Origin of the sequence: Indolivaga alginatilytica, from assembly GCF_003201355.1 — a bacterium.
GTDB classification, from domain to species: domain Bacteria; phylum Bacteroidota; class Bacteroidia; order Bacteroidales; family Dysgonomonadaceae; genus Dysgonomonas_A; species Dysgonomonas_A alginatilytica.
This window is the reverse complement of record NZ_QICL01000032.1, coordinates 22745-48044: the sequence shown is the minus strand read 5'-3', so window position 1 is coordinate 48044 and position 25300 is coordinate 22745. Positions and strand designations below refer to the sequence as shown.

General features: G+C 35.4%; 25 protein-coding genes and 1 tRNA gene. 21 read left to right on the top strand and 5 right to left on the bottom strand.

Annotated elements, in window-relative coordinates:
* Positions 1 to 177: 177 nt before the first annotated feature.
* Entirely contained in the window at positions 178 to 441 is a 264-nt protein-coding gene (locus tag CLV62_RS18315) for a hypothetical protein (protein ID WP_110312225.1), read from the bottom strand.
* A gap of 392 nt (positions 442 to 833) precedes the next feature.
* Between CLV62_RS18315 and thrS the strand changes: the two genes are divergently transcribed.
* From thrS to CLV62_RS18225, 18 genes are all read left to right on the top strand, one after another.
* Entirely contained in the window at positions 834 to 2780 is a 1947-nt protein-coding gene (gene thrS / locus CLV62_RS18310; protein ID WP_110312230.1) for a threonine--tRNA ligase, read from the top strand.
* Positions 2781 to 2956: 176 nt separating this feature from the next.
* A complete protein-coding gene (infC, locus tag CLV62_RS18305) occupies positions 2957 to 3622 on the top strand; it encodes a translation initiation factor IF-3 (RefSeq protein ID WP_394337213.1) in 666 nt (221 codons plus the stop codon).
* 74 nt (positions 3623 to 3696) lie between these two features.
* Entirely contained in the window at positions 3697 to 3894 is a 198-nt protein-coding gene (gene rpmI / locus CLV62_RS18300) for a 50S ribosomal protein L35 (protein WP_110312224.1), read from the top strand.
* Between the two features lie 112 nt (positions 3895 to 4006).
* Positions 4007 to 4351, top strand: a complete 345-nt coding sequence (gene rplT, locus CLV62_RS18295; protein ID WP_050708470.1) for a 50S ribosomal protein L20 — start codon at positions 4007 to 4009, stop codon at positions 4349 to 4351.
* Positions 4352 to 4672: 321 nt separating this feature from the next.
* Positions 4673 to 5350, top strand: a complete 678-nt coding sequence (locus CLV62_RS18290) for a succinate dehydrogenase/fumarate reductase cytochrome b subunit (protein WP_110312223.1) — start codon at positions 4673 to 4675, stop codon at positions 5348 to 5350.
* Positions 5351 to 5462: 112 nt separating this feature from the next.
* Positions 5463 to 7421, top strand: coding sequence for a fumarate reductase/succinate dehydrogenase flavoprotein subunit (locus CLV62_RS18285; protein ID WP_110312222.1), 1959 nt, complete (start codon positions 5463 to 5465; stop codon positions 7419 to 7421).
* 74 nt (positions 7422 to 7495) lie between these two features.
* Positions 7496 to 7861 carry a four helix bundle protein gene (locus tag CLV62_RS18280; protein ID WP_110312221.1) on the top strand — a complete coding sequence of 122 codons (366 nt, stop codon included), beginning with the start codon at positions 7496 to 7498 and terminating at the stop codon, positions 7859 to 7861.
* 90 nt (positions 7862 to 7951) lie between these two features.
* On the top strand, positions 7952 to 8707 hold the full coding sequence (locus CLV62_RS18275) for a succinate dehydrogenase/fumarate reductase iron-sulfur subunit (RefSeq protein ID WP_110312220.1): 756 nt from the start codon (positions 7952 to 7954) through the stop codon (positions 8705 to 8707).
* A 99-nt stretch (positions 8708 to 8806) separates the two neighbouring features.
* Positions 8807 to 9394: a Crp/Fnr family transcriptional regulator gene (locus tag CLV62_RS18270; protein WP_245904122.1), complete on the top strand. Its 588-nt coding sequence runs from the start codon at positions 8807 to 8809 to the stop codon at positions 9392 to 9394.
* Between the two features lie 81 nt (positions 9395 to 9475).
* Positions 9476 to 10066, top strand: coding sequence for a hypothetical protein (locus tag CLV62_RS18265; RefSeq protein WP_110312219.1), 591 nt, complete (start codon positions 9476 to 9478; stop codon positions 10064 to 10066).
* A gap of 270 nt (positions 10067 to 10336) precedes the next feature.
* Positions 10337 to 12166, top strand: a complete 1830-nt coding sequence (gene ilvD / locus CLV62_RS18260; RefSeq protein ID WP_110312218.1) for a dihydroxy-acid dehydratase — start codon at positions 10337 to 10339, stop codon at positions 12164 to 12166.
* Positions 12167 to 12181: 15 nt separating this feature from the next.
* On the top strand, positions 12182 to 13108 hold the full coding sequence (locus CLV62_RS18255) for a glycosyltransferase family 8 protein (protein WP_110312217.1): 927 nt from the start codon (positions 12182 to 12184) through the stop codon (positions 13106 to 13108).
* Between the two features lie 10 nt (positions 13109 to 13118).
* A complete protein-coding gene (gene ilvB, locus CLV62_RS18250) occupies positions 13119 to 14816 on the top strand; it encodes a biosynthetic-type acetolactate synthase large subunit (RefSeq protein WP_110312216.1) in 1698 nt (565 codons plus the stop codon).
* Between the two features lie 4 nt (positions 14817 to 14820).
* On the top strand, positions 14821 to 15489 hold the full coding sequence (locus tag CLV62_RS18245) for a class I SAM-dependent methyltransferase (protein ID WP_110312215.1): 669 nt from the start codon (positions 14821 to 14823) through the stop codon (positions 15487 to 15489).
* A 73-nt stretch (positions 15490 to 15562) separates the two neighbouring features.
* On the top strand, positions 15563 to 16111 hold the full coding sequence (ilvN, locus tag CLV62_RS18240; RefSeq protein WP_110312214.1) for an acetolactate synthase small subunit: 549 nt from the start codon (positions 15563 to 15565) through the stop codon (positions 16109 to 16111).
* A 14-nt stretch (positions 16112 to 16125) separates the two neighbouring features.
* Positions 16126 to 16857: an acyl-[acyl-carrier-protein] thioesterase gene (locus CLV62_RS18235; protein WP_110312213.1), complete on the top strand. Its 732-nt coding sequence runs from the start codon at positions 16126 to 16128 to the stop codon at positions 16855 to 16857.
* Positions 16858 to 16923: 66 nt separating this feature from the next.
* Positions 16924 to 17970: a ketol-acid reductoisomerase gene (gene ilvC, locus CLV62_RS18230; protein ID WP_110312212.1), complete on the top strand. Its 1047-nt coding sequence runs from the start codon at positions 16924 to 16926 to the stop codon at positions 17968 to 17970.
* 153 nt (positions 17971 to 18123) lie between these two features.
* Positions 18124 to 18197 (top strand) — tRNA-Ile (locus CLV62_RS18225).
* A gap of 655 nt (positions 18198 to 18852) precedes the next feature.
* Here the strand turns inward: CLV62_RS18225 and CLV62_RS18220 are convergent.
* From CLV62_RS18220 to CLV62_RS18205, 4 genes are read right to left on the bottom strand one after another with little or no spacing between them, the layout of a single operon-like run.
* A complete protein-coding gene (locus CLV62_RS18220; RefSeq protein ID WP_110312211.1) occupies positions 18853 to 19587 on the bottom strand; it encodes a GLPGLI family protein in 735 nt (244 codons plus the stop codon).
* A 15-nt stretch (positions 19588 to 19602) separates the two neighbouring features.
* Positions 19603 to 22197 (bottom strand): carboxypeptidase-like regulatory domain-containing protein, encoded by a 2595-nt coding sequence (locus CLV62_RS18215; protein ID WP_110312210.1) that lies wholly within the window; start codon positions 22195 to 22197, stop codon positions 19603 to 19605.
* Positions 22194 to 22787, bottom strand: a complete 594-nt coding sequence (locus CLV62_RS18210; RefSeq protein WP_110312209.1) for an HAAS signaling domain-containing protein — start codon at positions 22785 to 22787, stop codon at positions 22194 to 22196. Before CLV62_RS18210 ends, CLV62_RS18215 begins: the two co-directional genes overlap by 4 nt.
* A 17-nt stretch (positions 22788 to 22804) precedes the next feature.
* Complete coding sequence (locus CLV62_RS18205; RefSeq protein ID WP_110312208.1) at positions 22805 to 23131, bottom strand: PadR family transcriptional regulator; 327 nt, start codon at positions 23129 to 23131, stop codon at positions 22805 to 22807.
* A gap of 145 nt (positions 23132 to 23276) precedes the next feature.
* On the opposite strand from CLV62_RS18205, the gene CLV62_RS21795 reads away from it, so the two are divergent.
* The 3 genes from CLV62_RS21795 (at position 23277) to CLV62_RS18190 (ending at position 25297) form a co-directional block, all read left to right on the top strand.
* On the top strand, positions 23277 to 23450 hold the full coding sequence (locus CLV62_RS21795) for a hypothetical protein (protein WP_170120095.1): 174 nt from the start codon (positions 23277 to 23279) through the stop codon (positions 23448 to 23450).
* Positions 23451 to 23592: 142 nt separating this feature from the next.
* Positions 23593 to 24528 (top strand): DUF6895 family protein, encoded by a 936-nt coding sequence (locus tag CLV62_RS18195; RefSeq protein ID WP_110312206.1) that lies wholly within the window; start codon positions 23593 to 23595, stop codon positions 24526 to 24528.
* On the top strand, positions 24503 to 25297 hold the full coding sequence (locus CLV62_RS18190) for a hypothetical protein (RefSeq protein WP_110312205.1): 795 nt from the start codon (positions 24503 to 24505) through the stop codon (positions 25295 to 25297). Before CLV62_RS18195 ends, CLV62_RS18190 begins: the two co-directional genes overlap by 26 nt.
* Positions 25298 to 25300 lie beyond the last annotated feature (3 nt).

The window sequence follows — 25300 nt, the reverse complement described above, 5'->3', positions numbered from 1 at the left end:
CTAAGATACGTAAAATCAAGGTCTTTTCAAAATGAAAAATCACTTATTATCAATAAATTACCTGATTTATTGCTCTTTTTTTGTCATGTACTGAGCAAAAGTAACACTTTTTTGCCTGCTGTTTTTCTTGTTACCTTTTTCGTTGTTGTAAGTTGTTTATGCGAATCAGTATTTGGATTATACAAAACACTTTTTTCCTGCCGCACCCTTATCGGGTTTGTCTTTCATTTTGCCTTGATGCAAAACGAAACAAAAGATCAAGACTGTGCCTTTTGCCCGACCCGATAAGTGCTCCGAAAGCGAAAACAAAAAACTACTTTCGACTTTGATTACTTTTTGTTTTTTGCGCTTTCCTCTCACATCGGGTGCCCCGTGCAACCGCCAAGGTCGGAAGCCTGACGGGCGTAAGCAAAGCCGACGTTTACTTCGGGGGTGAGGCATCCGTTCAACGAAGCAGTCGAAAAGAATAAAATACAAAGAGTCCGACAGGACGGCTTATTTTATTCCGACGGCAAGTTGCTAACGGATCACCACCGTAGTGGTCGGCAAAGACTTTTTGGTTCCTTTTGCGGATTTGGGCAAAAGGAACACAAGCAATCTGTGATTGCGCGTAGTATAAATAACTTAAAAGAGCGTTTATTACAGACAATCCAAATACTGATCAACATAACTAATAACACCTCCTTTTATAGAATATAAGCACCCATATTTAAACAGAGGAATTACTTTTTTACGATAACCGATTGTAGAATCTATAAAATGTTTACTTTTGCAAGTTAAAATCATAAAACATTATCTTCGCTTGTATGGAGATAAATAAAACAAGTATACTAATGATTAAAATTACATTTCCTGATGGTTCTGTGAGGGAATTTCCCAAAGGAACAACTTCGATGCAGATTGCAGAAAGTATTAGCTCAAGATTGGCTCAAGATGTATTAGCATCCAGCGTCAACGGACAAACATGGGATTTAACCCGTCCGATAGAAGAAGATTCTACGGTAAGTCTTTTGAAATGGGATGATACGGAAGGAAAGCACGCATTTTGGCATTCTTCAGCACACTTAATGGCCGAAGCTGTACAGGAATTGTATCCTCATGCTAAATTCGGAATTGGTCCTGCCATTGAGAATGGTTTCTATTACGACATTGATTTTGGAGATACTCCCGTCAAAGATGCAGAGTTTGCTGCTATCGAAAAGAAAATGAAGGATCTTATCGCCCAAAAAGAAGAAATAGTTCGCAAAAGCATTTCTAAGAACGATGCTCTAAGATTATTTGGCGATCGTGACGAAGGCTATAAAGTAGAGCTTATCAACGATTTGGAAGACGGAACTATCACAACATATACACAAGGATCGTTCACTGACTTATGTCGTGGTCCTCACTTACCTAATACTTCTTACATCAAAGCTGTAAAAATACTAAGTGCAGCTGGTGCATATTGGCGTGGTGACGAAAAGAGAAAACAATTGACCCGTCTATATGGAATCACTTTTCCAAAACAAAAAATGCTGGATGAATATCTGGTATTATTGGAGGAAGCTAAAAAACGTGATCATAGAAAAATAGGAAAAGAACTTGAACTGTTTGCATTCTCTGAAAATGTAGGAAAAGGGCTACCTCTTTGGTTACCTCGCGGCACACAGTTACGCCTGCGTTTAGAAGATTTCTTAAAGCAAATACAAAAGAAATTCGATTACCAACAGGTTATGACTCCGCATATCGGAAGCAAACAGCTATATGTAACATCGGGTCATTACGCTAAATACGGAAAAGACTCTTTCCAACCGATAAATACTCCGGAAGAAGGAGAAGAGTTTCTTCTGAAACCGATGAACTGCCCTCACCATTGTGAGATATACAAAGTAGTACCCCGTTCATACAAAGATTTACCTCTTCGCCTAGCTGAATTTGGTACAGTATACCGTTACGAGCAAAGCGGAGAGCTTCATGGCTTGACCCGTGTAAGAGGGTTTACTCAAGACGATGCGCATATTTTCTGTACCCCCGATCAGCTTAAAGCTGAATTTTTGAAAGTGGTGGATATTATCTTTATCATTTTCAAGGCTCTGGATTTTGAGAACTTCGAAGCTCAAATCTCATTGAGAGATCCAAATAATAGAGAAAAATACATCGGGACTGACGAAAACTGGGAAAAAGCAGAACGCGCCATCATAGAAGCTTGCGAAGAAAAAGGTTTACCAGCAAGAGTTGAACTGGGAGAAGCTGCATTCTATGGGCCAAAACTAGACTTCATGGTAAAGGATGCTATCGGCAGACGCTGGCAGCTTGGAACAATACAGGTAGACTACAATCTACCCGAACGTTTCGGACTTGAATACAACGGAGCTGATAACCAAAAGCACTGCCCTGTAATGATTCACCGTGCACCATTCGGTTCTATGGAACGTTTCATTGCTGTACTTATAGAACATACTGCCGGAAAATTCCCTCTTTGGCTTACACCCGATCAGGTAGTGATTTTAGCGATCAGCGAAAAATTCAACGACTATGCACACAGAGTATCTGCATTTTTGAAAAGTAAAGACATTCGTTCGCAAGTTGATGACAGAAACGAAAAAATCGGTAGAAAAATTCGCGATAACGAGTTGAAAAGAATCCCATATTTACTCATTGTTGGAGAGAAAGAAGCAGAGAGTGAAGAAGTTTCAGTAAGAAAACAGGGTGAAGGTGATAAAGGTTCAATGAAATTTACTACCTTTGCCGATCAAATTACTGAAGAGGTTGATAAAATGATGAATGCATGGAATCATTGATTCATTGATTCACTGGTAATTACAAATAATTTTAATTATTTATTGCTACATTTCAAACTATAACTTACTATTGTTGTTATAGTTACCAAAGCAATAAAAAGGTCTTAGACCTTAAATAAACAGATAATCGATAAGATAAAATAAGAAATAAAACAGAAAGGAAATAATCTTTTTTAATGAGGAACAACAGAATAAATAACAACAAAAAAGAAGAACTTCACAGAATTAATGAAAAAATTCGTGTGCCTCAAGTTCGTCTGGTTGGAGAAAACATTGAGCAAGGAGTTTACTCAACACATGAAGCTTTGAAAATAGCCGATGAAAAAGGCTTAGACTTAGTCGAAATCTCTCCAAGTGCAGATCCTCCTGTTTGTCGAATCACTGATTATCAGAAGTTCTTATACCAACAAAAGAAAAAACTGAAAGAGCAAAAAGCAAAAACAGTTAAAGTGGTGGTAAAAGAAATTCGTTTTGGTCCTCAAACTGATGATCATGATTTCAACTTTAAATTAAAACATGCCAAATCTTTTTTGGAAGAAGGTTGTAAAGTAAAAGCTTACGTGTTTTTCAAAGGTCGTTCGATCTTATTTAAAGAACAAGGAGAAGTTTTACTACTACGCTTCGCTACTGAATTAGAAGATTATGCAAAAGTGGATCAACTACCTCAATTAGAAGGTAAGAAAATGATCATCATGCTATCTCCTAAAAAAGTGCAGCCAAAACCAAAGCCTGTAGAAGATAAGCCACATAAGGTGAAAGAGGCAAAGCCTAAAACCGAGGAGCAAGCAACAGCTGAACCCGAGGGAGAAACTCAGACTCAGGATACACCCGCAGCAGAGTAATCTCAAAGAAAAGAGAATAGAGGAAAACACCAGACAATGGTGCTATTTTAAATAATTAAATTAAGTTTAATAAGATGCCAAAAATGAAGACTAATTCCGGTGCCAAAAAAAGGTTCAGCCTTACCGGATCAGGAAAAATCAAAAGAAAACATGCTTTCAAAAGTCACATCCTGACTAAGAAAACTAAAAAACGCAAAAGAAATCTAACTCACTCAGCTACTGTTCACAAGTCTGACGAGAACAATGTTAAGCAAATGCTTAGATTGAAATAATTTCAACGTTTTTTAAAGCAAATTTTCAATTAGGTTTATTAACCGAATGTACGCATCAAAAGAGTTCTTATTATAAAAGGAGAACCGCTAACATTCAAAACATCTTACAATTATGCCAAGATCAGTCAATCATGTTGCCTCGCGCAACCGCAGAAAAAAAGTATTAAAACTAACAAGAGGTTACTACGGTGCCCGCAAAAATGTTTGGACAGTTGCCAAAAATACTTGGGAAAAAGGTCTGACATATGCATTCCGCGACCGTCGTGCTAAAAAACGTAACTTCCGTGCACTTTGGATACAACGTATCAACGCTGCTGCACGTGCAGAAGGAATGTCTTACTCTCGTTTAATGGGTGCTCTTCACAAAGCAGGAATCGAGATTAACCGCAAAGTTCTAGCTGACCTTGCCCTTAATCATCCGGAAGCATTCACAGCTATTGTAAATAAAGTGAAATAAGGCTGGTCTTTTTTCAACTTCTTACATATAAAAAAGCCGAACATTCATTTGTTCGGCTTTTTTATTGTTCAAAATTTATCTATTATGGTAAATAGCAAACTCCATTTTCCATGTTGTTACATTTCGCATCTATTATAGATGAAAAAATAATTAACCCTGATAACACACAAGCACACACAAAAAAGTCTCATTTTACTTTCTTTACTAGGTTATTTACTCTATTTTTGCACTTCGGATCATTGATAAAAAAGATGCACTATTACTTTTATTTATAAGAGTCTAATCAATAACCATTAAATAACTAAAAAACTATTAAATCTTATGAGTTGGTTACTTAATTCTTCTATTGGCCGCAAATTCATCATGGCTTTGTCCGGCTGTGCGTTGATTTTGTTCCTACTATTCCACATGAGCATGAACTTAGTTTTGATCTTTTCGGTCGAAGCCTATGACATGATTTGTGAACTTCTCGGAACAAACTGGTATGCGATTGCAGCTTCTATGGGTTTAGCTGCCTTGTTTATCGTACATATTCTGTATGCAGTTGTACTAACATTGCAGAACAGAAAAGCACGTGGTAGCGACGTATACGCATCATCTAACCTTTCTCCTGTAGAATGGTCCTCTAAAAACATGCTGGTATTAGGGCTGGTAATTGTTGCTTTCCTTGTATTGCACCTTTACGACTTCTGGTACAAAATGCAATTCTCCGAACTTTTCCATTTAGAAGGCGCTGAACCTCACGGATCGGTAATCGCCATCGATTTGTTCAGTAATCCTGTGCACGTGCTTATCTACCTTATCGGTATCACAGCACTTTGGTTTCACCTTGCACATGGTTTCTGGAGTATGTTCCAGTCAGTAGGTATCAACAACAGAATATGGTTACCTCGTTTCAAAGTTATCGGATATGCAGTAGCAACTATCATTTGTGTAGGCTTTGCTATAGTACCGATTTTCTTCCTGGCGAAGCATTTCCTTTGTTCTTCTTGTATGTAAGTAGGTAAAAAAAACGTATTTACATCTAAAAATATAACAGGTTTTAGCTTTTATAATTACCAAAGAAATAAAAAGGTCTGAGACCTTAACCGCTAAAAGAAAAAAAACAGATATGGCTACTATATTAGATCCAAAAAAAGATTCTAAAATTCCTGACGGCCCTTTGGCTGATAAATGGAAAAACTATAAAGACCATCAAAAACTGGTGAATCCTGCTAACAAGCGTCGTCTTGATGTAATTGTTGTAGGTACAGGTTTAGCAGGAGGTTCTGCTGCTGCATCTCTTGGAGAAATGGGATTCAATGTCCTTAACTTCTGTATTCAGGATTCTCCTCGCCGTGCACACTCTATTGCTGCTCAAGGTGGTATTAACGGGGCGAAAAATTATCAAAATGACGGTGACTCCGTTTACCGTTTATTCTACGATACAATCAAAGGTGGTGACTACCGTGCACGTGAGGCAAACGTATATCGTATGGCTGAAGTGTCGAATAACATCATCGACCAATGTGTGGCTCAAGGTGTACCTTTTGCTCGCGAATACGGAGGTCTGCTAGACAACCGCTCATTCGGAGGATCTCAGGTATCACGTACTTTTTACGCTAAAGGACAAACAGGGCAACAACTTTTACTTGGCGCATACTCTTCACTGAGCCGTCAGGTACAAAAAGGTTCTGTAAAACTATACACACGTTACGAAATGCTCGACCTTGTTATCATTGATGGCAAAGCTCGTGGTATTATCGCACGTAACTTAGTAACAGGTAAGATCGAACGTTTCTCGGCTCACGCAGTAGTTGTTGGAACAGGTGGATACGGAAACGCATTCTTCCTTTCTACAAATGCAATGGGATCTAACGGTTCGGCTGCTATCCAATGCTACAAAAAAGGAGCTTATTTTGCGAATCCTTGTTTCGCGCAGATTCACCCGACTTGTATTCCTGTTCACGGAGAATTCCAATCAAAATTAACTTTGATGTCAGAATCTCTTCGTAATGACGGACGTATCTGGGTACCTAAGAAAAAGGAAGATGCTGAAGCTATCAGAGCAGGTAAACTTAAACCTACTCAATTGAAAGAAGAAGATCGTGACTACTATTTGGAAAGACGCTATCCTGCGTTTGGTAACCTTGTACCTCGTGACGTTGCATCTCGTGCTGCTAAAGAAAGATGTGATGCAGGTTTCGGTGTAGGTGGTACCGGTTTAGCTGTGTACCTTGACTTCTCTGACGCTATCAAGCGTTTAGGTAAAGATACTGTAGAAGCTAAATATGGTAATTTGTTCCAAATGTATGACAAGATTGTAGATGACAATCCATACGAAACTCCTATGATGATTTATCCTGCTATCCACTATACTATGGGTGGTGTTTGGGTTGATTATGAATTGATGACTTCAATCCCCGGATGTTTCTTCATCGGAGAAGCTAACTTCTCGGATCACGGAGCTAACCGCCTTGGAGCATCAGCTCTTATGCAAGGTCTCGCTGATGGATATTTCGTATTACCATATACTATTCAAAACTATTTGTCGGATCAGATTACTGTACCTCGTTTCAGCACTGAACTTCCTGAATTCCAACAAGCAGAAGACGATGTAAATAAAAAGATCGCTAAGCTTATGAGTATCAAAGGAACTCGGTCTGTAGATTCTATACATAAGGAACTTGGTCTTATTATGTGGGATTTCGTAGGAATGGGACGTACTAAAGAATCTTTGGAAAAAGCTATTGAGGATATCAAGAAAGTGAAAAAAGAATTCTGGAGCAATGTACGCATACCGGGTGAAGCTAGTACGTTAAATGTTGAATTAGAAAAAGCTCTTCGTGTAGCTGACTTCCTTGAAATTGGCTATTTAATGGCAATTGACGGATTGAGCAGAAACGAATCTTGTGGTGGACACTTCCGTGAAGAGTACCAAACACCGGAAGGTGAAGCTCTTCGCCGTGATGATGAATACGCTTACGTTTCATGTTGGAAGTTTACAGGTGAAGATCAAGAACCTGAGTTAATTAAAGAACCTCTTGACTACGAATTTGTAGTTAGACAACAACGTAACTATAAAGCGTAAAATCAGTTACGAGTTACTAGTTACGAGTTACAAGATAACAAGTTTTGACTAGTAAATTTAGAAAATAATTAGAGATGAATCATCGTGATCTGACCATTTGGCAAAAAGGTATTGTTTTAGTAAAAAAGATTTACGAGCTAACAAGCCAATTTCCACAATCTGAACAATTCGGGTTGATTTCACAAATGAGAAGATCAGCAGTTTCAATCCCCTCAAATATAGCAGAGGGTTGTGGTCGAAATTCGCATAAAGAACTGATACAGTTTTTGTATATAACTTTAGGTTCTGCTTCCGAATTAGAAACACAGGTTATTATATCCGTCGAACTGAGTTTTCTTTCTAAAGAAAATGCTGATTCGGTTCAAAATATAATAAGTGAAATAATTAAGATGGCGTCGTCATTAATAAAATCTCTAAAAGCTCGTATTGAAGTTATTTGATTTATAAATAAAGTTATAGTATTTACTAATAAAAGATTACAGCATACAGTTCTTGTAACTCGTAACTCGTAACTTGTAACTTATATAAAAATGGATAAGACAATAAATATAACATTAAAGGTTTGGCGTCAAAGAGGTCCTAAAGAAAGAGGAGCTTTTGAATCATACAAATTGGACGGAATATCGGTAGACACTTCTTTTCTTGAAATGTTAGACATTCAAAACGAAATACTTATCAATCAAGGACAAGAGCCAATCGTATTCGATCACGATTGTCGCGAAGGAATCTGCGGTATGTGTAGTTTGTATATTAACGGACACCCTCACGGACCAGACGAAGATATCACCACATGTCAATTACACATGCGTAAATTTAAAGATGGCGAAACTATCACAATCGAGCCTTGGCGTTCAGCAGGATTTCCTGTTATCCGCGATTTGATGGTAGATCGTACTGCTTTTGATAAAATTATTCAGGCAGGTGGATATACTTCAATCAATGCAGGTGGCGCACAGGATGCTAATGCAATTCCAATTTCGAAAGAAGATGCAGACGAGGCTATGGACTCAGCATCATGTATCGGTTGCGGAGCTTGTGTGGCAGCTTGTAAAAATGGATCGGCAATGCTATTCCTTTCGGCTAAAGTAAGTCAACTTGCTTTATTACCTCAAGGACGTGTAGAGGCTGCAAAACGTGCAAAATCAATGGTTGCTAAAATGGATGAATTAGGCTTCGGTAACTGTACCAATACAGGTGCTTGTGAAGTGGAATGTCCTAAGAACATTTCAATCAGCAATATCGCTCGTTTGAATCGTGAATTTATCACAGCTAAATTCAAAGATTAATAAATATCTTAAGATATCTCTTATAAAAGCGGCTACTTATTGAGTAGCCGCTTTTATTTGTAGTATATTCGTTACCACAAATAAACTCAATAAAATATTTTGCAAAAAGTCATTGATATACAAGAATATATTAATTCGATTATCTCACTAGAAGATGATCAATGGAAGTTAATATTGGAAGTATTGGAAAGCAAAGTATTAACTAAAGACACTTATCTGCTAAAAGAGGGAGAGGTATCCGATTCTATTGCTTTCATAAGTAGTGGAGCGCTGATTTATTATAAGGATCTGGAAAATGGAGATCAGATGACTACCGATTTTGCCTTTGAAGGCGATTGGGTAACTGATAACTACAGCCGATTGAACAATTGCCCTTCACTAATGAATATCAAAACTATAGAAGAATCTCACTTATACATTCTAAGAAATAAAGACTTAACAAAACTTTATAATAAAATTCCACCATTAGAGAGATTGGGACGGATAGCCATAGAACGTTTCTTTTTAAAAATGGTAGAACATAATATTGATTTGCAAACACTCTCAGCAAAAGAGCGATACCTGAAGTTACTTAAAAATCATCCTGAGATATTTCAACGAATACCTCAATATCATATTGCCAATTATTTAGGCATAGTTGCCAAATCACTGAGTAGAATTCGGGGCGAAATTTTCAATAAAGACTAATTAGGTAACAAATGTGGATTAATTGATCTTCATTCTATTCTGACCTTTGCAGAAACAATAACTGTAAAATTCAGAATAAAAATGAAACTTAATTTATTATCTCTTCTTTTATTTTTCGCACTACCTACCACACTGTTCTCGCAAGATCAATCAACACCAATAACTAAGCCACATAGCTACGACGTAAAACAAGCTTTTGAAATAGAAAGCCTTGTACCTATGTTTTTCACTGGAGGTTATCACTTCGCTGTTGGATATCGATATGGAAAATTCAGAGTACGGGCAAGCGTTATAAACGGCGGAACCTACGACGCAGAAACGGCAGGTATAAATAACAACTCTTCCGAATTCAAGCGTTTTTACAAAACATCACCGGGAATCTTCTTTGGTTATAGTGTATGGAAAAATCTCGAACTTTATGGTTTTGCCGAATTCCACACATTCAGCATAGAACAAAAAAGCACCAAAATAGAAAAAGATATTCATAGTATTGACCTTGGAGGAGGCCTAGGCTATCAATTCTTCATCGGACGGTATTTTTACATACAACCTGCTCTGCATATTTATTGTAGAAAAGATCATAGTTTAAACTTTGAAGGTCGTAAATACAATATTTCGAATATTGACTTCTCTCCTGTCCTTCGTTTGGGTGTAAGGCTTTGGAGTAAATAGAAACCTCTATTTTTAAAAGCAAAGAATAAAATATTATCCAAATAGCTTGTTTATAAAAAAACATTTATATCTTTGTGAAATACACAGTATCAATATATATGTCAAATTGTATTTTACATGTCCTCATTCTTGATATTCTGCTCGTCGGACAGAGTAAATGAGGAAGGTATGTATAACGATAATCGTGTACTAAAATAGCTAAATGTAATCACTAGATATAAACCTTTCTCATTAGATGAGAAAGGTTTTTTTTATCAAAAAACTATCAAGATGGCAATAGAATTAAGAAGTTCTACCAGCACACAAGGCAGAAGAATGGCAGGAGCCAGAGCTCTTTGGAGAGCAAACGGTATGAAAGAGGAACAGTTGGGTAAACCAATCATTGCGGTGGTGAACTCGTTTACTCAGTTCGTACCCGGGCATATGCATTTACATAATATAGGTCAGCAAGTAAAAGCGGAAATCGAAGCATTGGGTTGTTTTGCAGCCGAATTCAATACAATAGCCATTGACGATGGTATTGCAATGGGACACGATGGTATGCTTTACTCACTACCCTCTCGTGATTTGATTGCAGATAGTATCGAATACATGGTAAATGCTCACAAAGCAGATGCTATGGTATGTATAAGCAATTGCGATAAAATTACTCCCGGAATGCTTATGGCAGCCATGCGATTGAATATCCCGACGATATTTGTATCGGGTGGTCCAATGGAAGCCGGAGAATTAGACAACAAACATCTCGACTTGATAGATGCTATGATAAAGGCCGCAGACAGCAATGTTTCGGATAAAGAAGTATCAGCTATCGAACGAGCAGCCTGTCCAACGTGCGGATCGTGCTCAGGAATGTTTACTGCAAATTCGATGAACTGCCTAAACGAAGCCATAGGATTAGCACTACCCGGAAACGGAACTATTCTTGCTACCCATGCAAACAGATTGAAACTGTTTCAGGATGCAGCCAAAAAGATTGTTGAAAGCACTTACAAATATTATCGTGATGGCGATGATACTGTACTTCCTCGCACAATAGCTACAAAACAGGCCTTCCTTAATTCAATGACATTGGATATAGCCATGGGAGGTTCTACTAATACAATACTTCACTTACTGGCAATAGCTCACGAAGCTGAAGTAGACTTCACAATGACCGATATAGACCAACTTTCGAGAAAGACTCCATGTCTTTGTAAAGTAGCACCCAACACCGACAAATATCACATACAGGATGTAAACAGAGCCGGAGGTATTATGGGCATTATGGGAGAATTGGCAAAAGCCGGTTTAATAGACACTTCTCTACCTCGCGTAGATGGTCTTACTCTTCAACAAGCCATTGAAAAATACGATATAACATCGGCAAACCCAACGGCAGAGGCTCTTGAGCTCTACAAATCAGCTCCCGGAAACAAACCCAATTTAGTAATGGGGTCGCAAACAAACATGTATAAAGAAGTTGATAGCGACAGGGCAAACGGATGTATCCGTGATTATGAGCATGCATATACTAAAGACGGCGGCTTGGCTATTCTGAAAGGAAACATCGCTTTAGATGGTTGTGTGGTTAAAACCGCAGGTGTTGACGAAAGCATATTCAAATTTTCGGGTACTGCCAAAGTATTCCATTCTCAGGATGATGCTTGTGATGGTATTTTAAGAGACAAAGTTAAAGCAGGAGACGTAGTTGTTATCACATACGAAGGCCCAAAAGGAGGTCCCGGCATGCAAGAGATGCTCTATCCTACTTCATATATAAAATCAAAACATTTAGGAAAAGAATGTGCTTTGATTACCGATGGTCGTTTTTCAGGAGGTACTTCAGGGCTTTCGATAGGCCACGTATCACCCGAAGCAGCAGCAGGCGGAGCAATTGGTCTGATAAAAGACGGTGATATTATAGAAATAGATATCCCTAACCGATCTATCAATGTAAAAGTATCGGATGATGAATTAGAAAAACGCCGCCAAGAAGAACTTGCCAAGGGAAATGAAGCGTTCAGACCTAACCGCGTAAGAAATGTATCTAAAGCTTTAAGAGCATACGCAAGTATGGTAAGCTCTGCTGATTTAGGTGCAGTTAGACTGATAGACTAAAACGAGGTAAGACCTATGATTGAAATAGCACTTTGTCCGGACAATAACTATATCATGCCTTGTGGTATCACAATAATATCGTTACTGGAAAATAAGAAGGATACAGAGATAAGAATTCATATAATCGGCTCCGATTTAGGTGAAGATAATAAAAGCACCCTCAAAGGAATTGCTGAAAAATATGAAACCGAAATCTTATTCTATGATATTGAAAACAAATATCTGGACAAATTTGATATTATACAAGATGAACTGGAATACATAACAGCATCGACTTATAGCAGGCTGTTTTTACACAATATTCTATCTGATCAGATTGAAAAGGTAATATATCTGGATTGCGATTTGATGGTATTGGGCACCCTTTCAGAAATGTGGAATATCGATATAGAAGGGTACTCCGTAGGTGGTGTTGTAGATTTCCCGGCCTTCATGCCTCGCACCTATGAAGAATTAAAATATTCAGATCAGTATTCTTACATTAATGCAGGAGTACTGCTTATAAATCTAAAATATTGGAGAGATAATAACATATTGAATCGTTGCTTTGAATATGCCCAGACAAATCACGAGAATTTGCGGTTTAAAGATCAGGATATTATAAATGGAGTGTTACACGACTCTGCTTTATTGCTTCCTCTTCGGTACAATGCACATCTTCATGTCTTCGTCAAAAGCACTGATTTTGGTAAATATGAAGAACAACGAGCAGATGCTCTAAAATATCCGGTAATTATCCATTTTACCAGTTCGATGAAACCTTGGCTTAGGGAGTCGATACATCCGATGACAAAAAAATACCGTAAGTACAAAGCCATTTCTCCTTGGAAAAACACTCCTATAAAATGGGGGGATATGCCGTTAAGGAAAAAAATAAGACATTACAAAAGAGCTGTTCTGTACAGTCTTGGTATAAGAAAGAGAAATATAGCAATAAAATAACAACAGAGATATGAATAACGAAATTACAGGAAGTGAGGCTCTTATACGATCATTGATAAATGAAGGCGTAGACACTATCTTCGGATATCCCGGAGGAGCTATTATGCCCGTATTTGATGCTATATATGATTATAAAGATAAGGTAAGCCACATATTGGTTCGTCACGAACAAGGTGCAACCCATGCTGCCCAAGGTTATGCACGTACATCGGGAAAAGTTGGAGTAGCATTTGTTACCTCAGGACCCGGTGCAACAAATGCCATAACAGGTATAACCGATGCTATGATGGATAGTACTCCTATGGTGGTTATTGCAGGACAGGTAGCTTCTACCTTACTGGGTAGTGATGCTTTTCAGGAAGCCGATGTTGTAGGTATTTCGCAGCCTGTAACCAAATGGGCCCACCAGATAAGGTGTGCGGAAGATATCCCTGCAGCAGTAGCACGAGCGTTTTATATTGCATCGTCGGGTCGCCCGGGTCCCGTATTGTTGGATATAACTAAAGATGCCCAATTCGGAAAAATAAAATATGAATATAAAAAAGCAACTTTTATAAGAAGCTATATTCCAAAACCGGAAATAGATCCTGAAGAAATAAAAGCTGCCGCTGAATTAATCAGCAAAGCTAAAAAACCTCTGGCATTAGTAGGACAAGGTGTAATACTCGGATCTGCCGAAGAGGAGCTTAAAGTTTTTCTGGAGAAATCGGGCATTCCTACAGCTCTTACCGTACTGGGACTATCTGCTATTCCAACAGATCATCCTCTTAATGTGGGAATGTTGGGAATGCATGGAAATATCGGGCCCAATCTAAAGACAAACGAATGTGATGTACTTATAGCTATCGGGATGCGTTTCGACGACCGCGTAACAGGCGATCTAAAAACATATGCTAAGCAAGCAAAAGTAATTCATTTCGATATAGATCCTGCTGAGATTGACAAAAATGTAAAAACAACAGTTCGTGTATTGGGTGATGTAAAAGACACTCTTGCAGAAGTGACTAAATTGATGGACACTACAACTCACTCCGAATGGTTAGCTGAATTCAAACCTTGCTCAGACAGAGAATACAATGTAGTTATCCAAGAAGAACTATTCCCCACTTCGGGAAGTTTGAAAATGGGTGAAGTAATTCACAAAGTATCTGAAGCGACTAATAACGATGCGGTACTGGTAACAGATGTAGGTCAGCACCAAATGATGGCTGTTCGTTACTTTAAGTATAAACAATCGCGCAGTGTTGTTACATCGGGCGGTCTTGGTACTATGGGATTCGGTCTACCGGCAGCCATTGGGGCCAAAATGGGTGCCCCTAACCGCACGGTATGCTTATTTGCAGGTGATGGAGGTATCCAAATGACTATACAGGAATTAGGTACAATCATGCAATATGATGTGGATGTAAAGATTATCATACTGAACAACCATTTTCTGGGCATGGTACGCCAATGGCAGGAATTATTCTTTAGCGAAAGATATTCCGAAACTACGATGAAGAATCCTGACTTTTGTATGATTGCCAATGCCTACAATATTAAATCAAGAATTGTGGACAAACGCGAGGAGCTGGATGATGCTATTGCCGAAATGATAAATCATAAAGGTTCTTACCTTTTAGATGTACAGGTAGAAGCAAAAGGAATGGTTTACCCGATGATTCCTTCCGGAACTTGTGTGACAAACATATTATTAGGAAACGAATAATAGAATGACTGTAGAATCACAATTCAATTCGATTGCCCGGCTTTATGACAGACAGAGACCGTCTCTGATCCCATGTTTTTCCGATTTTTATGGAGTAGCAATTGATAATCTCAATGTATCGACACCTTCTCCCGAAATTCTGGATTTAGGTGCCGGCACCGGATTATTCTCTCAGTTTGTTCTACAAAAGTTTCCTGATGCAAAAATCACTCTCGTTGATATATCTGAAAAGATGCTGGATATTGCTCGTAAAAGATTTTCATCAAACGAAAATATAAGTATAATCCAAGCGGATTTTACTACTTTTAAGGGCGAAAAACAATATGATGCTGTAATCTCTTCATTAGCCATCCATCATCTGGAGGATAATGCTAAAGTCGAATTATATAATACTATTTTCAAACTTCTGAAACCAAATTGTATATTTATCAATGCCGAACAAGTTGCAGGAGAAAGTGATTATTTCAGTCGCTTATACGACAAGGAATGGCGCGAAAAAGTAGAAACCAGTGATTTAACCAGAGACGAAATAGATGCATCTTACGAAAGGATAAAGCTTGATAAAAGGACTCCTGTTTCAACTCAATTACAATGGTTAAGGAATGCAGGTTTTAAAGAAGTCGATTGTTTGTATAAATACTATGACTTTGCAGTTCTTTATTGTCAGAAATAACAATTAAAGATTATATATATTCAGATGGATAATAAAAAGGTCTTAGAGCTTAAATTTTAATTAATTTGAAATTATGGAAGATAAAACATTATATACCGTTACAATATTTTCAGAAAACACAGTAGGTCTGTTAAGTCAGGTAACCAGTGTTTTTACCCGTCGCCAATTAAATATCGAGACACTTTCGGTATCTCCATCAGCAATAAAAGGCATTCATAAATTTACAATTACAGTATATTCCAACAGAGAAGATATTGTAAAGGTTGTGAGGCAAATAGACAAACGTGTAGACGTTCTCAAATCATATTTCAATACCGACGATGAGCTTATACATCAGGAAATTGCTTTGTATAAACTTTCTACACCCGAATTTATAAAAATAGGATCTGCGGAAGCTCTCATACGTAGATTTCATGCTCAGATTTTGGAGATCAACGAGAATTGTGTTGTTATCCAAAAAACAGGACATTATGCAGAAACCCAAGCTTTGTTTGAAGAGTTAAGCGAACTGATCGGTGTCCTTCAATTCATCCGTTCAGGACGGGTTGCTATCACCAAATCCAAAATTGAACGGTTAAGCGATATGTTACAAGAACGTGAGAGAAAGAATTCATCGCTTTGAAGTTTAATAAGCAAATGACATCCAAAGAAGGAATATATACATATACAATTGATGCTTACCTGAGTGACTTCAGAGGGAAAGCAACATTGCCAATGTTGGGCGGATTTATGCTCCAAGCTGCAACACGCCATGCTGAGGAACGAAATTTCGGATACTCTTTTATGAGTAGCCAACAGCGGGCATGGGTATTGATGCGTATGTCTATTGAATTATCCGAATATCCGAACAATGACACATCTATAAAATTGCACACATGGGTATCGGACATCAATAAATTATTCTCTGAAAGATGTTTCGCCTTCGAAGATCAGGACGGTAATTATATTGGTTATGCCCGATCTATGTGGGCGTCGATTGACCTTGAGACAAGACATCCAACCAATATTTTGGATTTGGAAAGAATGACGGAGCTAAAATCGGATAAAGTTTGTCCTATTCCGGGTGCAGTCAAAATACCATTCCTAAAAGATGGAGAGTCCGCAGCATCCTTTACAGTGAAGTACAGCGACATTGACATAAATAAACACCTGAATAGTATGAAGTACATAGAGCACTTCATAGATATATTCCCTATCGAAATGTTTCAGGAAAAAGAAATAAAGACCTTCGAGATGAATTATCTTGCAGAGGGACAATATGGAACTACTCTCGATATTCTAAAAAAAGAAACAGAGCTTGATACTTCGGTTCTGGAGATGAAGCATAACGATAAAACTATTTGTTTAGCAAGAGTCACATGGCAATAAGATTGCAAACCTTTATATATCAGATTAATTAATAATACTATTTACATATATAACAAAAAAAAGAAAATGGCAGAAATGAATTTTGGAGGAGTAGTAGAGCAAGTTGCTACTCGTGAAGAATTTCCTTTGGAAAAAGCAAGAGAAGTATTAAAAAACGAAACAATCGCTGTAATCGGTTATGGAGTTCAAGGTCCCGGTCAAGCACTTAATCTTCGTGACAATGGTTTCAATGTAATCATCGGTCAACGCAAAGGTGGTAAAACTTGGGAAAAAGCTATCGCTGATGGTTGGGTACCGGGTGAAACTCTTTTCGATATCGAAGAAGCAGCTGAAAAAGGAACTATCATTCAATATCTTTTATCAGATGCAGCTCAAATAGAAGTATGGCCTCGCCTTAAACCTTATTTGACAGCAGGTAAAGCATTATATTTCTCTCACGGATTTGGTATTACATACAAAGAACGTACAAATATCATTCCTCCGGCAGATGTTGATGTAATCCTTGTTGCTCCTAAAGGTTCGGGAACAAGTCTTCGCCGCATGTTCTTAGAAGGACGTGGATTGAATTCCAGTTATGCTATCTTCCAAGATGCTACAGGACGTGCTAAAGAACGTGTAATCGCTCTTGGTATTGGTGTAGGTTCCGGATATTTATTTGAAACAGATTTCAAACGTGAGGTATATTCTGACCTTACAGGTGAACGTGGTACTTTAATGGGTGCTATTCAAGGTATTCTTTTGGCTCAGTACGAAGTTCTTCGTGAGAATGGACATACTCCATCAGAAGCATTCAACGAAACTGTAGAAGAGCTTACACAATCCTTAATGCCTCTTTTCGCAGAGAAGGGTATGGACTGGATGTATGCAAACTGTTCAACTACTGCTCAACGTGGAGCTTTAGACTGGATGGGACCTTTCCACGATGCAACTAAACCTGTATTTGCAAAATTATATGCTGAAGTAGCATGTGGAAATGAAGCTCAACGCTCTATCGACACAAACTCAAAACCAGATTACCGTGAAGGTCTTGAAAAAGAACTTGAAGCTCTTCGTGAAAGCGAAATGTGGCGTACCGGTGCTGTTGTTAGAAAACTAAGACCAGAAAATAACTAATCACCAATTAGTCTTATTATACTGAAAACCTGCATATACCATGCAGGTTTTCTTTTTTACTTAATTTTTGATGACGCTTTTTTTGGCCAAGACTTGCATATATAAACAAAAAGCAGTAATATTGCATCCGATTTAGAGACTACGTCTCAATCAGGTCCTATAGCTCAGTTGGTTAGAGCATCTGACTCATAATCAGGGGGTCCCTGGTTCAAGCCCAGGTGGGACCACTTAAAAATCAAGCAGTTAAGCACATTTCGCTTAACTGTTTTTTTATTTGCACCATAAATTTGCACCACAGGTGTTTTGAAGATAAAGTACAAAAAAATACTGTTTCAAAAAAGGTAGTGCTCCAGTATATCCGACACTGGATACTATTTTTAAATAAGAACGTTATATATATAAGTAGCGTTTTTATTTCATGTCCCACGTGTTCGCACAATATGTTACTATAACAAGAAAGCAACTGTATACCCACCTGCTCGGATTAGATGTCCTAGTATACCCGAGAAGCGAACAAGGCAGAGCCACGCCATACAACAGAATACTGCACAGATCTCCTCATTCCTCTAAAAATTTACAAGTTTCGTAATTTAACGCTGATGTATATTGAAAACAAGGTAACAATTAAAGCACCTCAGCTTTGGTAGTATTCAATATAATTTATCAAAAACTATTGAAATGAATTTCAATATTCCGCTCCCTCCAGTTGAATATTCAAGATAAAATAGTTACAAAAATTGAAATTTTAAAAATAAAAGATAAGAAAACGAAAAAAGATATTGGTAAACCATCTAAATTCATTCAAAGAAGAATATAAGTAAAAACACCTGCATCATATAGTAAATGACAGGTGTTTTCATTTGTTGAAAAAAGTCAATATTCTTATTTTGATTTGTTTCTTATGGTATTAAATATATTTGCTTTTGAAGCTAAAACTTCTTTTATAGTTATTGCTTTTCCCTTAGATTCTTCACTATATTTCGCAACTAATTCGCTAAAAAAGTTGTTATCATCAAGATATTCAAAAGCTGAAATTGTCACATTTCCAAAAAAATCACTTCCTTCCAAAACTAAGCCCAATAAGCCTTGAAAATAACCAGGACCTCTATTAATGGGGATTTCAGGTGTAAACCATACAGATATATCCGTATGGTTTTTAATTGTTGCATTTTTACATATATATCCATTAATTTCTTTTGTCTGGTCTGTAATAATCCACTCCATTGCTTTTATATCTCCACTAAATAACTGCGTAGAATTCATGATGGTTTCTTTGCCAGTCATTATACCTGAATGATCCGTATAAACAAACTCAATGTTGCCAATAGGCATTACTTTTTTCTCCACATGTATAGAATCTATCTTATAAACAGATTCATGTGTTTTAGTATTAATATATAATGAATAGAAGAATTTATACTTTAAAATTCTATTAACAGCATCTTGATACTCATTTGGTGACGGAATCTGCTCTTTTAAAAGAGATAAAATATTAGGAGACAATGAATTTGAAATATAAGATACTTTCATTATATCTTTTTTCTCTGACTGGGCACTAGCTTCGCCACCTAATAAAAATACAAGAAGAATCAGATAAGAATAAATAATTGTTTTCATTTTGTTTGATGTTAATTAATAATTATATTTTATTTTAAAGATTAAATAGTTTATAGCTTGATTTGAAACCGTCGTCTGATTTATTCCGTTCAGAATGGAAAATTTTGTGTTATATGCTTTGTTATTAAAGATAGAGAAGAATTGATCTACATTTTCTCCTTCAATTAAAAATGTTGCTTTTTTTAATTTATAAGATATATTCAAATTAATGTTTTGCCTGTTATATGTTTTACCAATTATATAATCATTAAAGAGAATGTATGTGACCTCAGACCTGATTTTTCCATAATCTAGTTTTATAGTAAAGCGGCTTTTGAAATATTTCGCATTGAAACTATCAGATCCCACCCTATTTATCGATGATGTGAGATCCAACGAAGTTTCAAAATTTATGATCTTGTCAGTTATGCTTTCAAATTTCATGAACCCATTCACTTGATTATTCGTAATATTATATAATGTTTCAGCAAAATAAATTGGAGCACTGTTCCATCTGTAGCTAAGTCCTAAATCTGTTTTGATAGGATATCTTCCATATTTAAATATAAGCCTGGAAGCTTCTCCTGATATTTTATATTCTTCGGTCTTGGGTATAGCTGATAAGATAAATTTGCGAATACCATATTGGTCTATATCGAGAAAGACCTCAGTTAATTGATCCTTATATCTTTGATGGCTAATTGAGATACCATATCTTTTACCCATAAAAAAATTATTATAAACATAACCTATCTCTTCTCTTTGTTTTACATAAGATTTAACGGGATATTTCTCATTGCCCAATATCAAGTTATTATTATTGAGATACTCTATTCCACTTTCAACAGGGTTTAAGTTCTGTGAAGAATATAATGAAATATTCAATCTATTCAATCTGTTTTCATAATTGAAATTTAAGTTGTACGGTATAAAATAGATGTCATTTTTTAATTTACCGAAGCTGACAGATTGCTTTTCAGCACCTAAAATCAATTTGTAATTGATCTTATTCATCACCTTTTGACCTGATATAATAATATTTAAATTAAGTTTAGAGGAATTTCTTTGATTATCAATATGAGGTATCTGATCTAAAAGAGATTCATTGGATAACATGGCAATTCCTTCTAAATAGATATTTACAGCATTATTTTTTTTGTATTGAATTGAATTATTTGTGTTTATATATTTTTTTTCATATTTAAAACTTTGAATATATATATCTGAAGAGTCGTTGACTTCAGTTATTGAATTTTTAAGTTTTGTTTTTTCATAGTAAGAATCAGCACCAAGAAATAGGAAAAGGTGTGAGTTTATTTTATTTGAATAAATTATCTTGTTGAATAAATTATAGCTGTCATTGATATCCTTTGAATAAGTTTCAATAGTAGTCGGTATTAATTGAGTATCCTTTATTGTGTTTACAACATGAGAAGATGTTGTTGGCTTTAAAATGATCAAATTGGAAGCATAACTTAGAATCTGATTCTTCTTTAGGAGATAATCAATCGTGATATCAGAAAAAAATGAATTCGATTCATAAGAAATATCTTGATCTTTTATCAAAAGACTTTCGCCATTTTCATCTGTATTTTTAGAGAAGATATCATTCTCTCTATTATTCTTAAAGTAGTAAAAAAGTCCATTTATTTTTATTTTGTCTGTTTGCTTTCTTATTGTCAGATTGGTTGTTGAAATCATATCCTTTTTCCGGTCTTCCATGCGGAATAATTCATTTATAGATTCTATTTGGAATGTAGAAAAAGGTTGTTTGTTACTAAATAAATTTTGGATTTCTCTTAGCTCGATTGTTGGTCTTCCAATATTATTATTACTATTGATTAAGAAGAGATTATATAAGGACGAAATTTTTAATGCAGAGCCTTGCAAGTCGAACTTATCTTTAAATCCATAGCCAGCAATTAACGACCCGGTAATTACATTTTTAAATTCTTCTTTTGAATTAATATTCAATACCGTTTCCTCAGGTTCATCATCATCTAAGGAGAATGAATTCCGATAATTATTTACAACTTGTAGCTGAGAAATCATTCTGTTTTCTATTTTACTCAGAGCAATACTGTTTTGATAGGTGAAAAAGTCTTTACCATTTACTAATATTCTGTCAATACTCTTCCCTTTATATAATATTGATCCATCATCACCTACATTAAAATTTGGGTTTTTTTTAAGAATGGCTTCAAGATTATCATCTTCTTTTAATTTATATTTGTTTAGGTCAAAACTGACAGTATCAGGTTCAATATTTTCAGGTTTTATGATAATTTCGGGTAGTTGAAGACTTTCTTCTAAGGAAAAATCTTTATTTATAATACCATCTTTTATGATAAAATCAGAAATATCAACCACTACCCGTTTAAAACCAATATGAGTGACACTTAACTCTAAATTAGATGAATTAGGGAATGAAAGACTATAAAACCCATTTGCTTGGCTAAAGGTATAAGCTATAATTGTTTGATTTTTGTCAGAAATAATAATATTGGCATCTTGGCATCCTATAGAATAAGCATCGAGAATAATACCGCTTATTGTTATATTCTGAGAAAAAACACTTGTTTTAAAAGGGTTTATTAATAGTAGTAGTATAATGAATATCCGGTAATTCATTTTCTCTTTCTTAATACTATTTTTCTTAACAAATATGTGGTTATCAGATAAAAGATTATAATTAGAATAATCATTAGTGGGATTATCCAATAACCTAATAAATCAGTGGCTTGCGCATTAATCTTCGAGAAAAAACCTAGTCCGATTATCTGCCCTTCTTCAACAAAGAAACCGGTTTTTTGAGGATAGAAGATCTTTGCAATAATAACTATTCCAAATCCTAAAGTGAATAAATAAAGGATTGAAAGTAAAAAGTATTGTCCTCCAGTCTTAAATATCCCAAAAATTGCTTTTAGAATTTCTACCAAATTATACTTTTTGATGGCATGAGTTAATCTTTTCTCTGCAATTAAGGGTGCTAAGTACGACTCGGGGCTACCCAGCTTATCCAAAACAGTCTTGATTCTCTCTTCTTCCGAAATTATTATTGAAGTATCTGCATGCAAAGATTCAAAGATATGTGAATCCAGTTCTTTCATTAATTCCAATGCATCTTCATCAGGTAAAACTGAGATTATTCTTTTTACTTTTTCAATATATGATGCATAATTGATGTAGGATTGCTCTGATGTAAAATTGCTTTTGTTCATAATCTTCTTTATTAATTTTATATTTTGAAAGTTGCGTTTATTTTATTCCAATGTTGCTTTAATAAGTCCAGAGTATTCTGTCCTTCTGCTGTCAGGGAATAATATTTTCGAGGGATTCCTGTTTTTTGTTCTACCCATTTGTATTCGATCAAACCTTCTGTATGGAGTCTGTTCAGTATTGGATAAATTGTTCCTTCAGATATATCAAATCCTGTGTGATCTTTAATCATCACAATTAACAAGTAGCCATAACAATCTTTCCCTATAAGTAAATCTAAAATGATTAAGGGTAGAACGCATTTTTTGAATTGGACAATCCAATTAGAGATATAATCTTTTTCCATAATCTTATTTTTTTACAAATATAGCAAATACATTGTAATACGATGTATTTTATCAAATTAAAATTAACAGTATGCTGTTTTTTTAATTTAAAATGTATTTATTTGAATGTCTTAAATTAATAACACTTACAAAATGAAAAAAATTATGGTTTCAAATCGCGTGCAGAACTTTGCAAAATTTACCCAAGGAGATTCTAAATTAGTATTTTCACCCCTCACAGAGGAAGTACAAAACTTCACGTCTGAAACAGCTTGCTCTGATTGTGATGATATTGGAGCATTCATCAGCAAAGATCATGGTCTTCTTGTTTGGTGGTAAGCAAATTAAGAGTGTTTCATCTAGAGAATATTTTAGCTTTAACTTCTAATATTCAAAAGTTAGCATTCTTAAATTTAACAACAATAAGTGGAAAAGGTATTTTCCACTTATTGTTTATTAATCTTATATGATTATTATAACTATGAATATAATTGAAAGTCAGCGATTGGCATTAAAATGGATTTATGAAAGTTTAAAGTATTTTAGTCCGTTAGATAATGGTGCTATTAATGACCCCAATACTAACAAGATGTTTAATGAGTTGCATTTGTTCTTATTTTTAGCATATCGCAATAGGAGGCACTTTACAATAGAGAATTTTGAGATTGTTGAATTAATTAGCCAATTTACAGAACCAATCTTATTGAATCCTCGATATTATGAGCAAATACAAATAGATCCCCACTGTTTTAGAATAAATGGAAGTTCTATTATATTTTACCTTAACTATAAGAATAATCGAAAATTAGAATCTATTATAAAGAGAACTTATAAAACAGCTCGGGATATAACGCCTGAGATAATTCCTTTTAGAAAGATGGACTTAGAATATAATTTATATTTGGCATCGTCCTATCTTAATAAAGATGGAAAAGACTATGCTAAAATGCAAAATATATCGAAAACATCCATATTAGCTTCAAAATTCGATTTGATAAATTTTAGTATTAGTGAAGAATATGCGTTGACTCATTCTTTATTTTACTTAAGTGATTTTGGAGAGCGGCCTATATTTACAGATAATAATGATGAAATTGAGCATAGCCTACTAACACTTACCCTAAAGAATATATTAGCAAATGATATGGATCTACTGGGAGAGTATATTATAAACTTATGCAATTTAAATATAAATAATGAAGTTTGTGACATTGCCAGTAAAACCTTATTTAAAAGCCAAAGGAAAGATGGTTCTTTTCCTGCACCAAAAAGAAGTAAAAGGCTACAGCATGGTATAAACCATAGAGTAAATCAAAAGGATTATGTAAATCAAAATTACCATGTTACATTGGTTGCTCTGATAGCAACAGTATTTCTAATAAAATCAAAAAATGGAGACGGACAAAATATTAAATAATTATCACAAATGGTTGTCGACCATTATAACCGAATATCAATTGAGTATTTTAGATAGACTTATAATATATAATTCAGTAAAATCATTCAGCTATTCCGACCAAATAATTGGCGAGGACTTTCTTGCCGAGACCGAAAAAATTGTAGATAATCTTGTTTTTGAAGAGTTGAATCAAATACCAAAGTTTCATATATTATTATATATGATGCTTAATAACAATAATAGCCCGACCAGTCTTTTTATAAAAGAATGGTTACTATATTTAAAAAGTGATATTGGCGAAGAAAGGTATGATTTCCCTTATTGCTTTTTATCTTACAAGGTGAAGAACATTGATCTAATTTCAAGTTTTAAGAATTACGATTTACTAAAATCAAATATCGAAACCTACACATCCTTAATCAACATAGGAACAGATTTTGGTAAAAATAAAGAATTTACATTTTCAGAAAAGTATAATACGAATCTATTAGAGGCACTTATGCTTCAGTTGTACAAAAAAGAGTATAACCTACTATTAGGAAATTTAGTATTTCGATCATTAATATATCTTGGACAAAACTCTAATAATACGGTTGTATCATGTGCAAACTATATAGGCCTTCAACAAAATATAAATGGATATTTTGGAAACTATCTTAAAGATCAGTTTTCAAAAGATGAAATAACTGCCATATTAAATATAAGTTTTGATTGTATCTTGACTATCCTTGAGTTTCAGGATGAATCCCTAAGAATAAACAATAAGATCAAAAACACTTTTTTTTAATAT